Origin of the sequence: Pedobacter sp. Leaf194, assembly GCF_001423945.1 — a bacterium.
GTDB lineage: Bacteria > Bacteroidota > Bacteroidia > Sphingobacteriales > Sphingobacteriaceae > Pedobacter.
In genome coordinates this window covers 42,637-57,166 of record NZ_LMPU01000003.1, presented here as the reverse complement: position 1 = coordinate 57,166, position 14,530 = coordinate 42,637, and the positions used below count along the sequence as shown (strand labels likewise).

At 38.1% G+C, this 14,530-nt stretch carries 15 protein-coding genes; 9 read left to right on the top strand and 6 right to left on the bottom strand.

Annotation, left to right across the window (positions count from 1 at the left end):
• Together ASG14_RS20220 and ASG14_RS07175 are read left to right on the top strand one after the other, a co-directional pair.
• A partial coding sequence (locus ASG14_RS20220; protein ID WP_235528536.1) for a hypothetical protein occupies positions 1-243 on the top strand: 243 nt, incomplete at its 5' end.
• Positions 244-733: 490 nt separating this feature from the next.
• Positions 734-1,753 carry an LD-carboxypeptidase gene (locus ASG14_RS07175; protein WP_056870396.1) on the top strand — a complete coding sequence of 340 codons (1,020 nt, stop codon included), beginning with the start codon at positions 734-736 and terminating at the stop codon, positions 1,751-1,753.
• Positions 1,754-1,846: 93 nt separating this feature from the next.
• On the opposite strand, the gene ASG14_RS07170 is transcribed toward ASG14_RS07175, so the two are convergent.
• Together ASG14_RS07170 and ASG14_RS07165 are read right to left on the bottom strand one after the other, a co-directional pair.
• Complete coding sequence (locus tag ASG14_RS07170; RefSeq protein ID WP_056870395.1) at positions 1,847-3,163, bottom strand: hypothetical protein; 1,317 nt, start codon at positions 3,161-3,163, stop codon at positions 1,847-1,849.
• Positions 3,164-3,349: 186 nt separating this feature from the next.
• Complete coding sequence (locus ASG14_RS07165) at positions 3,350-3,784, bottom strand: Hsp20/alpha crystallin family protein (RefSeq protein WP_056870394.1); 435 nt, start codon at positions 3,782-3,784, stop codon at positions 3,350-3,352.
• Positions 3,785-3,853: 69 nt separating this feature from the next.
• Here ASG14_RS07165 and ASG14_RS07160 point away from each other — a divergent pair, with 69 nt between their 5' ends.
• A complete protein-coding gene (locus ASG14_RS07160; RefSeq protein ID WP_056870393.1) occupies positions 3,854-4,342 on the top strand; it encodes a thioesterase family protein in 489 nt (162 codons plus the stop codon).
• A gap of 63 nt (positions 4,343-4,405) precedes the next feature.
• On the opposite strand, the gene ASG14_RS07155 is transcribed toward ASG14_RS07160, so the two are convergent.
• On the bottom strand, positions 4,406-5,821 hold the full coding sequence (locus ASG14_RS07155) for an FAD-binding oxidoreductase (protein ID WP_056870392.1): 1,416 nt from the start codon (positions 5,819-5,821) through the stop codon (positions 4,406-4,408).
• A gap of 3 nt (positions 5,822-5,824) precedes the next feature.
• On the bottom strand, positions 5,825-6,193 hold the full coding sequence (folB, locus tag ASG14_RS07150; protein ID WP_056870391.1) for a dihydroneopterin aldolase: 369 nt from the start codon (positions 6,191-6,193) through the stop codon (positions 5,825-5,827).
• A gap of 114 nt (positions 6,194-6,307) precedes the next feature.
• On the opposite strand from folB, the gene ASG14_RS07145 reads away from it, so the two are divergent.
• From ASG14_RS07145 to ASG14_RS07135, 3 genes are read left to right on the top strand one after another with little or no spacing between them, the layout of a single operon-like run.
• Entirely contained in the window at positions 6,308-7,498 is a 1,191-nt protein-coding gene (locus ASG14_RS07145; RefSeq protein ID WP_056870390.1) for an acyl-CoA dehydrogenase family protein, read from the top strand.
• A 32-nt stretch (positions 7,499-7,530) separates the two neighbouring features.
• On the top strand, positions 7,531-7,911 hold the full coding sequence (locus ASG14_RS07140) for an SRPBCC domain-containing protein (protein WP_056870389.1): 381 nt from the start codon (positions 7,531-7,533) through the stop codon (positions 7,909-7,911).
• A gap of 48 nt (positions 7,912-7,959) precedes the next feature.
• Positions 7,960-8,172 carry a hypothetical protein gene (locus ASG14_RS07135; protein WP_056870388.1) on the top strand — a complete coding sequence of 71 codons (213 nt, stop codon included), beginning with the start codon at positions 7,960-7,962 and terminating at the stop codon, positions 8,170-8,172.
• A gap of 77 nt (positions 8,173-8,249) precedes the next feature.
• Here ASG14_RS07135 and lysA read toward each other — a convergent pair whose 3' ends face one another.
• Both lysA and ASG14_RS07125 read right to left on the bottom strand, forming a co-directional pair.
• Complete coding sequence (lysA, locus tag ASG14_RS07130) at positions 8,250-9,404, bottom strand: diaminopimelate decarboxylase (RefSeq protein ID WP_056870387.1); 1,155 nt, start codon at positions 9,402-9,404, stop codon at positions 8,250-8,252.
• Positions 9,405-9,722: 318 nt separating this feature from the next.
• Entirely contained in the window at positions 9,723-11,036 is a 1,314-nt protein-coding gene (locus ASG14_RS07125; protein ID WP_056870386.1) for an aspartate kinase, read from the bottom strand.
• 258 nt (positions 11,037-11,294) lie between these two features.
• On the opposite strand from ASG14_RS07125, the gene ASG14_RS07115 reads away from it, so the two are divergent.
• From ASG14_RS07115 to ASG14_RS07105, 3 genes are all read left to right on the top strand, one after another.
• Positions 11,295-13,031, top strand: a complete 1,737-nt coding sequence (locus ASG14_RS07115) for a phospho-sugar mutase (RefSeq protein ID WP_056870384.1) — start codon at positions 11,295-11,297, stop codon at positions 13,029-13,031.
• A gap of 162 nt (positions 13,032-13,193) precedes the next feature.
• Entirely contained in the window at positions 13,194-13,565 is a 372-nt protein-coding gene (locus ASG14_RS07110; RefSeq protein WP_056870383.1) for a hypothetical protein, read from the top strand.
• 194 nt (positions 13,566-13,759) lie between these two features.
• Complete coding sequence (locus ASG14_RS07105; RefSeq protein WP_056870382.1) at positions 13,760-14,530, top strand: MbnP family protein; 771 nt, start codon at positions 13,760-13,762, stop codon at positions 14,528-14,530.

Here is a 14,530-nt window from a genome sequence, read left to right as displayed (position 1 = left end):
TCCTATAGACTTTATATATTAATAAATATATTTGTTCAGTTATCAATTTATAATAATAGATTTTGCTCAAAAACAATTAACATGTCGGTCGAGGTTCAATATTTTACCATAAGTGATTATCCAAACATCGATAATAAGTTTGATAAAAGGAAAATTGATGCTGAACAAGCCGAAGTCGAAACTTTAATAATGAAAGCAGAGCTAGATGATTTGAGCGCATTTTTAAACCTGAAACCTGTTTGAAAGCAAGGCCAGTTGACCGATTGGGAGGTTGAAGTCTCCTTTGACTTTATATAATGGTTCGAATCCATTACTAGGCCGCTAAGTGATTTGTTAGCACTTAATCCTGATTCTGCTCAATCAGGCAAGATTTGGTTATCTTATATTTGTTTTGTTGTTAGCAAAGGTTATCCGCGATGGATAACCTTTTATTTTAATCGACTTTCATGCTTGACTCAAACCTGGTTCGCGGGGAAAGTAATTGTGTTTGACCAACATTTCTGTGTTATCATCGTCCTTTTAAAAAGCAATCAAGTTGCAAGAAATAAAAAAATAAAAAATCTTAAAACATTTTTTCAACTTGTAGGTTATTTATACAATTCACATTATACTAATCTTTTACAGATTAATTTGTTTGGTTTAAAAAAGGGATTTATGGATATAAATCCCTTTTCTTTTACACAATATTTTTAAAGCTTATATTAGCCGTTCAAAACACACATCTTTAAGTTAGATGAACAGAAAATATTTCCTTTCTTCAATAATTGCTTCAGCAACACTCCTACCTGCATTTAAAGCGTTTTCGAAAAACGACAATGAGTTACCGGCATTTAAAATTCCTCCTTATTTAAAGCCTGGCGACACAATCGGAATAACCAGTCCTGCAGGTTACATTACCCTGGAACAAATCCAGCCAGCCGTGTTGCAAATGCAAAGTTGGGGTTTTCAAGTTAAAATTGGCGGCAGTATTGGCAAACGTGATTTTACTTATGGTGGAACTGATGAAGAAAGGCTGGCCGATTTCCAGCAGATGATTGATGACCCAGCGGTTGGTGCCATAATGTGCGCCAGGGGTGGTTATGGTTTCGTGCGGATAATTGATAAAATCGACTTCTCGATGTTCAAACGAAATCCAAAGTGGATTATTGGCTTTAGCGACGTCACCGTTTTGCATTGCCACCTTGCAAAAAAATACGGCATTGCTTCAATTCATTCTAAAATGTGTAACAGTTTTCCGGATGATTGGGCAAAGGCTGAACCCATTCAAATCGAAACCATCTTATCAATAAAAAATGCATTAACTGGCGAGGCAATGCGCTACAATGCTCCTGCTAATGTTAATAACAAACCGGGAAAAGCCGTTGGAATACTTGTTGGCGGTAATCTAAGCATTATAGAAACACTTGCTGGAAGTGAGTCTGACCTAGACACCAAAAATAGAATCCTTTTTATTGAGGACACTGGCGAATACCTTTACAGCATAGACAGGATGCTTTGGAATTTGAAGCGCAGTGGTAAACTGAAAGCTATACGGGGTTTAATAGTTGGGGGTTTCAAAGTTAAACCAGATGATGTTGGCGGGGAGTTTGGTAAAACCATTTATGAGATAGTTTTGGAAAAAGTAAAAGAGTACGATTATCCGGTAGCGTTTGATTTTCCGGTCGGCCATCAACGCAATAATTTTGCCCTCAAGTGTGGTGTAAACCATGCCTTAGATGTAAGCAAAAGTATTTCTACGCTCAACAGTCTTTAATTTGAATATACAGTTAATTTCTGTATAGTAGCAGAAAAAAGCACTTTACGCTGAAAGAAGGACGTATTTTTAAGCTCTCGCAATTACCAAACGCTAAACTGTCTTCACTTCATCGTCTGCATAATCTTCAATATCAGTAATGTAGCCATTTACTAGAAGGAAGTCGAACAGTGGTTTTGCCTCTGGAGTAACCGGCATATTACCGGTGGTAATCACTTCGTTGGTTTTTTTATCTAAAAAAGGATAAGCAAACAGGCGCACATTTGTGTTAAACATGTCGTTAACGTAACTCAGCAACTGACCCGAATAATTCTCACCCTTAAAGTTTGTTGAATTAAATACGAACTTCAAATTGTTGATATTCGTAGCCAAGCCAACACTTTTTGGTTTACAACGTGCTAAGTATTTTGCCAAACGGTTGTGGCGGGTAAAATTCGAAACGATTACAATATTTCCCGTATCACACATTTCCTGCGCACGTTTCGCAACCGCTTCCAAGTCAATATCATCGGGTGTTTCCTGGTCGTCGGTTAAAACATTTGTTAATAAAACCTCAATCATCACCGCCAGATTTCCATCTTCAACTTTGTTTGTACGTTTAAACTGGTCGGTCGCTTTATTAAATAAATTAAAGTTTGGTAACGATTTTTGTCCGTATTTCGTCCTTAAAATCATTATGTCCTTTTTATACAATAAGTCTTTTGCCTGTCTGGGATGCGCATCTGAATCAAAAATTGCAGCAGCAGAAAAATCCTTCATAATCATATAAAGATTAAGAAGAATATTATCAACGTCGGGAAATGCGGGGCCTTTAACTGAAATCAGGTCTATTTCTACCGAACCGATCGTTAAGTTATCTGCTAAAGATTCGACCATCAATTTCGGATCGCGATAATGGTAAAACGCCGCGTATAGCAAATTCACACCTATAATGCCCAATACACGCTGCTGCATGTTCACATCTGTATCAAGCAAGCGAACGTGAAAAAATATTTCGTTTGGTAAACCTCCCGGCTCGTTCTGGAAACGAATTCCAACCCAGCCGTGTGGCTCGTTGGTACGTTTATAATTCAGAGTAGTTACGGTATCGGCAAATGCGAAGAAAGTTCTGCTTTCGTATTTCTCGCCAGACAAACGCTCATTTAAAAGACCGAACTCATGGTCGAGCATTTGCAAAAGCCTGTTTTGAGATACATAACGCCCATTTGATTCTGCTCCGTAAATCGCATCACTAAAAGTCATATCGTAAGCCGACATCGTTTTAGCGACCGTTCCGGATGCTGCACCGGCGTTGAAAAAGTTTCTTGACACCTCCTGCCCCGCTCCAATTTCAGCGAAAGTGCCGTAAATTCTTGGGTCAAGATTTATCTTAAGGGCTTTACGTTTTGTATCCAAAATTTCTCTCTCCATGGCGCAAAAATAGTAAAAATCATTAGTTCAATCGCATCATTGGTTATTTGTTTAGTTACGATTTAACGTGAGCGGTTGCAAACCCCATACAGCCTAAAACAAAATAAGGTTAACGCTATCCAGCGTTAACCTTATAAAACCTAAACTTAAACTATTATGAAAAACCCTCTTTCGAGAATACTTTTATTACGATACAACAATTTCTTTGTGTTGTAATTTCGCATCGTCTTTTTTATTGATGTTAATGCTCAATATGCCGTCTTTATATTCAGCAGTAATTTTATCGCCATCAGCTGTTTCAGGTAAGTTAAATGAGCGGGCAAAAGAGCTGTAGTCAAATTCTTTACGTGTAAAATCTTTAGCAACCTGTGCTTCATCTTTCTTAACTTCTGCCCAAACAGAGAGCGTGTCTTTTTTCAAGTTGATTTGAAAATCTTCTTTTTTCAACCCTGGGGCAGCTAACTCGATAACAAATGAAGTTTCATTTTCATAAATGTTTACGTTTGGCGATTTATCAACCATTTTGTTTTTAGTTACTGCATCGCTAAACAATGAATCGAAAACATTGTTAAAATAAGGGGCTGTGTTACGGGTTCTGTTGTTAAAATTTACAAGTGTCATATCTCTAATTTTTTATTTTTTTTAATTGATATTAATCCTTATTCAACTTATATACCAAACCGAATTATTATGATATTTAAGACATTATGGCAAAATATTACCAAAACTAAAGACAAACTGGCAGATGTTCGAGAATTTTCAGCGCAATTCAACTATAAAACCAATATTCATACCCGTTTTATGGATTTTGATATGATGGGCCACGTTAACAACTCCGTTTACTTTACATACCTGGAGATTGCCAGATCCAAATATTGGGAGGAGATTGTAAAATGGGACTGGAAAAAGACCGGGATTGTAATTGCCCACGCTGAACTGGATTATATTTTACCTATTGTTATGAATGATAAAATCGCAGTGCATGTAAAAACCTCGAGAATTGGCAATACAAGTTTCGATTTGGAGTACCAGATTGTCAAAATAAAAGGTGCAGAAGAAGTGATTTGCAGCAAAGGAAAAACCGTCTGCATTGCGGTGGATTACGCAACAAACCGGCCAACGGCTGTCCCGGAAGCGGAAAAGCAGAAGATGCTTGGTTTTGAACAACTGGCGCAGTAAACCGTTATTAAATTTTAAGCCGGTTATTAAGAAACCGACATTTCTATAAAGTGATTGCTATTTTTAAATGTTTACAGCGTCTGGCATTATCTTGCCGGGATTGAGTATACCATTTGGGTCGAAAACATTTTTTATACCCCGCATCAGGTTCAAATGAATTTCAGAGTATTTAATTGGCATAAATTCCTTTTGTACTAACCCAATTCCATGCTCCCCGGATAAAGTGCCGCCTAACGCTGTAGTCAGTTCGAAAATCTCGGCAATCCCAAATTTGAGTTTGTCTTTCCAATCTCCATCACTCATTCCAGCCTTAATAATATTTACATGAAGATTTCCATCGCCTGCGTGTCCATAACAAACACTTTCAAACCCATACTTGCCACCAATTTGTTTTATTCCATTTATTAGTTTTGGCAAAGCAGCACGCGGCACAACTGTATCTTCCTCTTTGTAAACAGAGTTTGATTTAACAGATTCAGCCATCGTTCTTCTCATTCTCCAGAGCTCTTCTTTCTGCGCTGCAGTATCTGCAAACAAAACTTCAGTACATTTATGTTCTTCTAAAACGAGATTGGTTTTTTCACAGTTTTTAAAAATATCATCTAAATCATCACCATCAAATTCAATCATGAGCAGGGCGGCTACATCATCTTTCAAATCAAATTTTATATCATCGAATTGTATTACCCACTCTACCCCTTTCCGCTCCATAAATTCCAGCGCAGATGGTGTTACTCCTGCTCTAAAAATTGCTGAAACCGCTGCGCAGGCATCCTCATTTGTATTAAAAGAACCCATCATCAAAACCGACTGACTTGGTTTCGGCAATAGTTTAGTTACAATTTTAGTTACAACGCCTAAAGTGCCTTCAGAGCCAATCATCAATTGGGTCAAATTATATCCGGAAGCATATTTCAATGTGTTTGCACCAGTCCAAATGATTTCGCCATTTGGCAGAACAACCTCGAGATTCAAAATATACTCACGAATCGTTCCGTACTTCACGACTCTCGGTCCGCCAGAACCATGGGCGACATTGCCGCCGATAAAACAAGAGCCTTTGCTGCTTGGATCAACCGGATAAAGCAAGCCTTTTTCGCCAACGGCATTGATAAACTCTTCAGTAATTACCCCAGGTTCAACCGTGGCCTGCAGGTTTTCGGTGTCGATATCTATGATTGCTTTGAAACGCTCCATAGAAAGCGAAACGCCACCATATATCGGTAATGCGGCGCCGCTTAAGCCTGTACCACCACCTCGTGGCGTAACAGGAACGTGATGCGCATTACAAATTTTTAGTATTGCGGAAATGTCTTCCGGCGATACTGGTTTTACCACAATTTCTGGCTGATAACGTAAGTCTTCCGTTTCGTCGTGACTATAACTATCTAAGCTTTCTGCATCCGTAAACACATTTTCTTCGCCTATGGCTAACTTAATTTCTGCTAAAATATCTGGAGTAATTTTGGTAAAGTTCATTTTTTATTTGGCTGAAGTATAAGATAGTTTCACAAAAGAATGCCCAACTTGCCCTGGCATTGGCGGGTTAAGCTTTTTCAGGCTTACGGTAACATGATCTACAAAAGGGTAAAGTGCAATAACTTTCGAAATTATATTATTCAAAACTGTTTCCAGCAGTTTTTGTGTGTTTTTCATCTCGTCCTGTACAATTGTGTTTAAATGTTCATAATTCACAGTTTTTGCAAGTTGATCGTCAAAAGCCTGTGGCGTAAACTCCGTTTCTAAATCGACAACAAAGTGATTTCCTATCAATTGCTCTTCTGGATAATAGCCATGTAGTGCAAAACATTTTACATCTTTTAAAGCTACAGTTTGTTTGAATTGACTCATCTATATTTTGTAATGCTGCAAAATTAAATTTTTATTCATGAATTTAATGCCCCTTGCGGTAAATTGTTACCTTTGAAATGAACTCTTTTTCTTAACCAGATAACACGAAATTAAATGAGCAAATCAACAAAGAAAGACTTATACGAGGCACCAGACTATTATTTACTGGATGAATTGTTAACCGATGAGCACAAATTAATTCGTGCAACGGCAAGAGAATGGGTGAAAAAAGAAGTAAGTCCGGTTATTGAAGATTACGCTCAAAAGGCAGAATTTCCGAAGCATTTAATAAAAGGATTGGCGGATATCGGCGCTTTTGGTCCAACAATTCCAGTTGAATATGGAGGTGCAGGATTAGATTACATCGCCTATGGCATCTTAATGCAGGAAATCGAACGTGGCGATTCTGGTATTCGCTCTACGGCATCTGTTCAGGGTTCGCTGGTTATGTACCCTATTTACGCCTACGGAAGTGAAGAACAACGCAAAAAATATTTACCCAAGCTGGCCAGTGGTGAAATGATGGGTTGCTTCGGTTTAACAGAACCAGACCACGGTTCCAATCCAGGGGGGATGGTCACTAACATTAAAGACGCAGGCTCACACTATATTTTAAACGGTGCGAAAATGTGGATTAGCAATGCGCCCTTTGCAGATATTGCAGTAGTTTGGGGGAAAGATGAATCTGGCAAAATACGTGGAATGGTTGTTGAACGTGGAATGACTGGCTTTTCGACGCCAGAAACCCACAACAAATGGAGTTTGAGAGCATCCGCTACCGGGGAATTGGTTTTTGATAATGTTGAGATTCCAAAGGAAAATGTTTTCCCTGAGATTAGTGGTTTAAAAGGTCCGTTAGGGTGTTTAAACCAAGCCAGATATGGTATAGCATGGGGCGCTTTGGGCGCTGCAATGGACTGTTATGATACGGCGTTGCGTTATTCAAAAGAACGAATACAATTCGGGAAACCGATTGGTGGCTTTCAGTTACAGCAAAAGAAACTCGCGGAAATGGTTACTGAAATTACCAAAGCCCAGCTTTTGGTTTGGCGCTTAGGCGTCTTGAAAAGCGAAGGACGAGCCACGGCAGAGCAGATTTCGATGGCAAAAAGAAACAGTGTGGAAGTTGCGCTCGACATTGCCAGAAATGCCCGGCAAATGCTAGGTGGCATGGGCATTACGGGAGAATATTCAATTATGCGCCATATGATGAACCTTGAATCTGTGGTTACCTATGAAGGAACCCACGATATACATTTATTGATTACCGGCATGGATGTTACGGGCTTAAATGCCTTTAAGTAAGCATTATTACATGATAAAAAGATAGAAATTGAATGAAAGATTACAAAAAATATACCTACATCCCCGCTTCTCCTGAAGAGGTTTATTTAGCACTAACAAAGGATATTAGCATAAAATTATGGACTGGTGCCGAGGTTGAGTTTGAGGAGCAACCTGGCACAGAATTTTCCTTCTGGGATGGTGACATCGTAGGGAAAAATCTCGAGTTTGAGCCAAATAAAAAGATTGTGCAACAATGGTATTTTGGAGAAACTGAAGAGCCTTCAATCGTTACTATAAAGTTGCACGAAGATAAGAAAGGGACTTCATTAGAGTTTAAACAAACCAATATACCCGAAGCAGACTACAAGGACTTTACCGAAGGCATCGAAGAATATTTTATTGGCGGATTGGTTGATTTTTTTGACGAATAAAACATTAAGTGTGCGTTACTGTTTAGATTTTAACTAGAAAATGAAATCATGAACAGAACTGTAGGCATAATTTTAATGATTGTTGGTATCGCAATGCTTGTTTGGACAGGCTTCACGTATACCAAAAAAGAAAAAGTTGTTGATGCTGGTCCAATTCAAATATCGGCCGACAAGGAAAAATCTGTAAACTGGCCGCCTTATGCCGGGGGAATAATTTTGGTAGCGGGTGTTTTCGTTTTTGTTGCTTCCAAGCGGAAGTAAGTCAACAAAATTGCGAGGCTCGAGCTAATCATTCTTGTTAAAAGATTACTTCGAGCCTTGCAACACTTAAATTCTAGCTAAAGCTCATTACTGTAAACGGATCTAATTGCATCTCGCAAATTATATTTTGATGCCATTACTTCGCCATAAGCTCCGGCGCTTCTTATCGCGAACAGATCGCCTCTAAACGATACCGGCTGTTCTACTTCCTTGCCAAAACAATCCGTACTTTCACAAATTGGCCCAACAATATCATATTTGATTTCAGTTTGATTTCCACGGGTCAAATTTTCAATTTTATGGTAAGCCTGGTATAAAGCAGGGCGCATTAACTCCGTCATGCCTGCATCCAAAACAACGAAATTTTTCTTTTTCCCATTTTTGATGTACAAAGCCCTGCTAATTAATGAAGCAGATTGGCCAACCAACGCTCTTCCCAATTCAAAATGAACTTCCTGACTAGGTTTGATTTCGAGAAAATCACTAAAGATTTTGAAATAAGCATTAAAGTCAGGTATTTGATTATCAGGACTATAATAGTCGATACCTAAACCTCCACCCACATTTAAAACTTCTACTATAAAGCCTTTATCTTCAAACCATGCACAGAATTCGTTCACACGAACACACAGGTTTTTATAAACATCGAGGTTAGTGATTTGCGAACCAATATGGAAATGGATTCCAATGAATTTAAGGTTTTTAGCTCCTTTCAAAGTTTCTGCACATTCTGGCAAATCCCATGAATTGATGCCGAACTTGTTCTCGTCAAGGCCTGTAGTGATGTTGTGGTGTGTGTGCGCATCAACATTAGGGTTTATGCGGATGGCCACCTGTGCAACCTTACCCTTGGCTGCTGCAAGCTCATTTAATACTTCTAATTCCTGAATAGATTCGACATTAAAGCAGAAAATATCCAAATCCAGCCCTTCATTTATCTCTTTGTCAGATTTGCCAACACCGGCAAAAACGATTTTTTTGTTATCGAACCCTACTTCAACAGCTCTTCTCACCTCGCCTGCGCTTACACAATCGGCTCCAAAACCAATTTTTTTAATTTCCTGAAGCAAAACCGAGTTAAAATTTGCTTTCAAGGCATAGTGAATATGAAACTGATAAGGTGCAGCAGCTCCGGCACAAGTGCTCAATGTTTTCTGCAGCAAATCCGTATCGTAATAGTAAAAAGGCGTTTCTATATTATTAAACTTTGATATATCTTTATCGGCAAACATGTTCAAATTCCTTATTATAATTTTAATTTTATTCTTTGGGTTGGTTTATTGGGGCAATCACCTCGACTTAAAGCACGGAAGAATTACCCAGAAACAATACAACGGGAAAGTGCGGTTTTTCATCGTTTTGCTGCTTATTGTATTGTTCCTTTTATTTATTCGCAAATGAAAATTGTTGCTGCCGTATTTATCGTTACCATAATCCTTTTGGGTTTGTATAACTCTTACAAGAAATACAAAAACCAATTATTACCAACAAGCGTTCTGGTTTTTCATTTATTGATTGGTTTGCTGGTAATTGCCGGCAGCTTTTATTTTCTATTCGAATAATCTATTGTGCAGGCTTCTAAGTGCTTCAGTTTTATACTCGCTTAAAATCAAAAGAGAAACGTTATAATTACTACCTCCATAAGAAATCATCCGAATTGGAATGTGTTTCAAACCCTCTAAAACCCTGCTTGCGAAACCATGTTTTTCCGAACCAAAATCGCCGACTACACACACAATGCTATGGTCTTTATCAACTTCAACTGTGCCGAAGCTTTCTAATTCTTCAATGATTTTAGGAAGGTTGCCAACTTCATCTATCGTTAGCGAAACCGCAACTTCAGATGTTGTAATCATATCTATTGGTGTTTTATACCGCTCAAAAACTTCAAAAACCCGGCGTAAAAAGCCATAAGCCAATAGCATTCGGCTAGATTGTATCCGAATTGCTGTGATGCCATCTTTAGCTGCAATCGATTTAATTTTGCCTTTTTCACTATCGTGCGTAATCAACGTTCCTGCTGCAGAAGGCTCCATCGTATTTAATAAGCGAACGGGAATTTTATATTTCTGTGCCGGAAATACCGATTGGGGATGCAAAATTTTGGCTCCAAAATAAGCCAGCTCAGCTGCTTCATCGAAAGATAATTGAGCGATTGGTTTGGTTCCTTTTACAATTCGAGGGTCGTTATTGTGCATTCCGTCAATATCCGTCCATATTTGAACCTCTTCTGCCAGAATAGCTGCGCCCAATAATGATGCAGTATAATCACTTCCACCACGACGCAGATTATCCACTTCGCCAAAACTGTTCCGGCAGATAAAACCTTGGGTAATGAACAACTTATTTCCTTTATTCGCTTCTAATAATGGTGTTAAATGCTTCGTTGTAAACGGAATATCAGGCTCATTATCTTCATCCGTTTTCATAAAATCTAAGGCCGGTAATAGAACGGATTCTACACCTATGGATTTTAAGTAAATATGATATAATGTTGTTGATAGTAATTCGCCTTGCGCCAAAACAACTTTTTCTTCGATTGAAGTGAAAATATCATTGGTTAAAACAGCTAAGAAGCTGAAATGATAATCAATAACTTCATTACCCATTTCCTGAAAATCAGTAGCAGGTAAAAGTTCAATTACAAAATCCTTATATTTTTGATACAAATTTTCAACGCACTCGCTACCCTTCTTCTTATCTCCAGCTAAAAAATAATTAGAAATTTCTACTAAACTATTTGTAGTGCCAGACACGGCTGATAACACCACAATTTGTTCTTCATCTGGATTTATGATATCCAGTAACTTCGTCATGCGCTCGGGACTACCTACTGAAGTACCCCCAAATTTTAATATTTTCATCTATTAGTAAATTGTTTAGTCCATATTTAAGCTCACTTAATTTTATTGCTGGCTTAGCCATTTAAAAATCAAGCTGCTTTCACTTTAATACTGGATTTTCATTATTATTGTATCGGGGCGTGAAAATAAGCAAAAGCAGCTTAAAACCAACATCCTCAACAAAATAAAATTTGGGAGAATGCAAATAATTCGAATCTCGCCAAACTTCATTGCGTAAATTTTGTTCAACAGCAGATATTAAATTAAAAATACACCTCAATGCAATCAATTGACCAATCAACCCAAGCCACGATTAATCAGTGGTTAAGCGGAAATTACGACGAAAAAACAAAATCAGAAATCCAGGCACTTGTAGATAGCAATTCAACCACCGAACTTACAGACGCTTTTTACAAAAGCCTGGAGTTTGGTACGGGCGGTTTACGTGGTATTATGGGTGCGGGTTCTAACCGTATAAATAAATACACCATAGGCACAGCAACCCAGGGCCTTGCGAACTACCTCAATAGCAAATATCCCGGAGAAAAAATTAGTGTTGCCATTGCTCATGACAGTAGAAATAACTCTGATTATTTCGCAGGAATTACTGCTGATGTTTTTTCTGCAAACGGTATCCATGTTTACTTTTTCGAAGCATTGAGGCCTACACCAGAACTTTCTTTCGCGGTGCGTCATTTTGGTTGTAAAAGCGGGGTTATGTTAACGGCATCACACAATCCTAAAGAATATAATGGTTACAAAGCTTATGGTGCTGATGGTGGCCAGTTTACCTCTCCTGATGATAAACTCGTTATCGATGAGGTTAATAAGATTAAAAGTATTGATGAGGTGAAATTTGACCGCGTCGAAGCAAATGTAGAAACAATCGGCGAAGCTGTTGATAAGCTTTATCTGGACGGCATTACGGCGCTTTCGATTTCGCCTGATGCAATTAAGAGACAACATGATTTGAAAATTGTGTACTCTCCTATTCATGGCACTGGCATCACTTTGGTTCCAAAAGCGCTTGAGCAATTTGGTTTCACTAACGTAACGGTTGTTGAAGAACAAAGTAAACCGGATGGTAATTTTCCAACGGTTGTATACCCAAATCCTGAGGAAAAAGAAGCTTTGACCTTGGCCATGAATAAAGCTAAAGAAATTGATGCCGATTTGGTTTTAGCAACCGATCCTGATGCCGACCGTGTTGGTATTGCTGTTAAAGATAATGAGGGCGAATGGGTGTTGTTGAATGGAAATCAGACGGGAAGTTTGTTAATTAATTACCTGTTAACTGCATGGCAGGAAAGTGGTAAACTAGATGGTAATCAATTCATTGTGAAAACAATTGTAACTTCAAATTTGATTGAAGAAATTGCCAAAAAGAAAAATGTAACCTATTACAACACCTTAACAGGATTTAAGTATATCGGTCAGTTAATGACGGAGTTACAGGGTAAAAAGTATTTTATTGGTGGTGGCGAAGAAAGTTATGGCTACTTAATAGGCGATTTGGTTCGCGATAAGGATGCTGTAGTATCATCAGCATTTATTTCGGAAATGACCGCGTATTACAAAGATAAAGGCGCAAGTTTATACAACGCATTATTAGATATGTACGTTGAATACGGTTTATATAAAGAAGATTTAGTTTCACTAACTAAAAAAGGTAAAACTGGAGCCGAAGAAATTAAAGCCATGATGATAAAATTCCGTGAGAATCCACCGGCGACATTAGGCGGCTCAAAAGTTTCTATTTTGAAAGACTATGAACTGGGACAGGAAACTGATTTATCAACAGGAAAGGTAACGAAACTAGATTATCCAACATCGGATGTGTTGCAATTTATCACCGAAGATGGAAGCATCGTTTCTGCTCGTCCGAGTGGTACCGAGCCAAAAATTAAATTTTACTGCAGTGTTAATGCACCGTTGGCAAACCGTGCCGATTTTGCTAAAGTAAATGAAGAATTAGGCCAAAAAATTAAAGCTGTAATGACTGATTTACAAGCTTAAATTTTTACTAAAGGCTAATTTACAGGCACAGGTGGATAGTTCCATCTGTGCCTTTTTTTTAACATCGATTTATCTGCTTAATCAAGTGGAAAACAATCATTATCATTCTATTTATTTTTTCTTTTGCGGCAACCAATTTCTTTAATACTTTTGCAGCAATACATGTTCAAAAAAATCCTGATATATCTTTTGGTAATTTGCTCCGTTTCGAATGGCGCAATGCAGCTTATCGTTTATTCTGGTTACAAAATGAACAAAGAGTACATTACCAGTGTGTTCTGTATAAATAAGGAACATCCTGAGCTGCACTGCGACGGGCAGTGTTTCCTGGCTAAAAAGTTGAAAGAATTAGATGGCCGGAACAAGCAGGTTCAGGAAAACCTAAAGCGGGTTACAGAAGCTGACCCAAAATTTCAAACTATCGTACTCAATCATCAAATTCCATTTTTCATTTTTAAAGCAGAAAGCGGTTACTTCGAGAAACCGGTAAAGGACCTTTCTGTATCCATTTTCCATCCACCGAAAACGGTCTAAGTAAACTATTTTTTATACGACGCTCCTGCGTCGTAGGTTCAGGCAATTTGCCATTCTTAGCTTAGCGTAGAATCTTGTTGTTGCGAACCAAAAATTGCCTTTAATGTGAAATTTTCAAATTGGTTAATGCCATTTTTTGATTGTTTCATACTGAATGACAATGGTTTATCTTTTACTTATCACTATTCGAAAAAATGAAAATAGCTAAATACTTACTGGCATTTTTATGCCCAATCATACTTTTATCATCATGCAAAAAAAGCGATGATACACTTGCAGTACAAACAAAATCAAGCTTTACCATAGAATTTGAGCATCAGGTTAATGGTGCAGCTTTGGCTTTAAACACAGCAACCTACAAAAATGCAAAAGGCGAAGATTTTAAATTGAACATTTTTAAATATTATGTAAGCAACATCAAATTAAGCAAAGCGGATGGAACAGCTTATCTGGTGCCCGAAAGTTATTTCTTAATTGATGAATCGAAAAGTTCATCGAAACTGATTACAATTAACGATGTGCCGACAGGCGACTATACCAGAATTGAATACACTATTGGTGTAGATTATGCACGCAATTTTGCAGGTGCACAAACCGGTGCTCTTGACCCGATTAACGGTATGTTTTGGACCTGGAACAGTGGATACATCTTTGTCAAATTAGAAGGAACATCACCACAATCTACAGCGGCAAATAATGCGCTAACGTTTCATATAGGTGGTGTTATCGATCCAAATAATACGATTAGAACATTTTCTGCAGAAATTAATCCTGCCAATCCGCTACGGGTAAGAACTGATTCGAAACCCGATATGCACTTTATTGTTAACGCAGCAGCACTTTTTACAGGGAAAACTGATATCAGCTTTGCGACCCTGAATTTTACTATGGGTGGGGCAAATTCGGTTATCGTTGCAGATAATTATGCGAAGGGCTTGTTTCGTTTAGATCATATTCACAATTAA

What these genes read in the sequence shown, in the direction of transcription:
- ASG14_RS07175 (WP_056870396.1), top strand. Translation starts at nt 734, where the DNA reads ATGAACAGAAAATATTTCCTTTCTTCAATAATTGCTTCAGCAACACTC.
- ASG14_RS07170 (WP_056870395.1), bottom strand. Translation starts at nt 3,163, where the DNA reads ATGGAGAGAGAAATTTTGGATACAAAACGTAAAGCCCTTAAGATAAAT.
- ASG14_RS07165 (WP_056870394.1), bottom strand. Translation starts at nt 3,784, where the DNA reads ATGACACTTGTAAATTTTAACAACAGAACCCGTAACACAGCCCCTTAT.
- ASG14_RS07160 (WP_056870393.1), top strand. Translation starts at nt 3,854, where the DNA reads ATGATATTTAAGACATTATGGCAAAATATTACCAAAACTAAAGACAAA.
- ASG14_RS07155 (WP_056870392.1), bottom strand. Translation starts at nt 5,821, where the DNA reads ATGAACTTTACCAAAATTACTCCAGATATTTTAGCAGAAATTAAGTTA.
- folB (WP_056870391.1), bottom strand. Translation starts at nt 6,193, where the DNA reads ATGAGTCAATTCAAACAAACTGTAGCTTTAAAAGATGTAAAATGTTTT.
- ASG14_RS07145 (WP_056870390.1), top strand. Translation starts at nt 6,308, where the DNA reads ATGAGCAAATCAACAAAGAAAGACTTATACGAGGCACCAGACTATTAT.
- ASG14_RS07140 (WP_056870389.1), top strand. Translation starts at nt 7,531, where the DNA reads ATGAAAGATTACAAAAAATATACCTACATCCCCGCTTCTCCTGAAGAG.
- ASG14_RS07135 (WP_056870388.1), top strand. Translation starts at nt 7,960, where the DNA reads ATGAACAGAACTGTAGGCATAATTTTAATGATTGTTGGTATCGCAATG.
- lysA (WP_056870387.1), bottom strand. Translation starts at nt 9,404, where the DNA reads ATGTTTGCCGATAAAGATATATCAAAGTTTAATAATATAGAAACGCCT.
- ASG14_RS07125 (WP_056870386.1), bottom strand. Translation starts at nt 11,036, where the DNA reads ATGAAAATATTAAAATTTGGGGGTACTTCAGTAGGTAGTCCCGAGCGC.
- ASG14_RS07115 (WP_056870384.1), top strand. Translation starts at nt 11,295, where the DNA reads ATGCAATCAATTGACCAATCAACCCAAGCCACGATTAATCAGTGGTTA.
- ASG14_RS07110 (WP_056870383.1), top strand. Translation starts at nt 13,194, where the DNA reads ATGTTCAAAAAAATCCTGATATATCTTTTGGTAATTTGCTCCGTTTCG.
- ASG14_RS07105 (WP_056870382.1), top strand. Translation starts at nt 13,760, where the DNA reads ATGAAAATAGCTAAATACTTACTGGCATTTTTATGCCCAATCATACTT.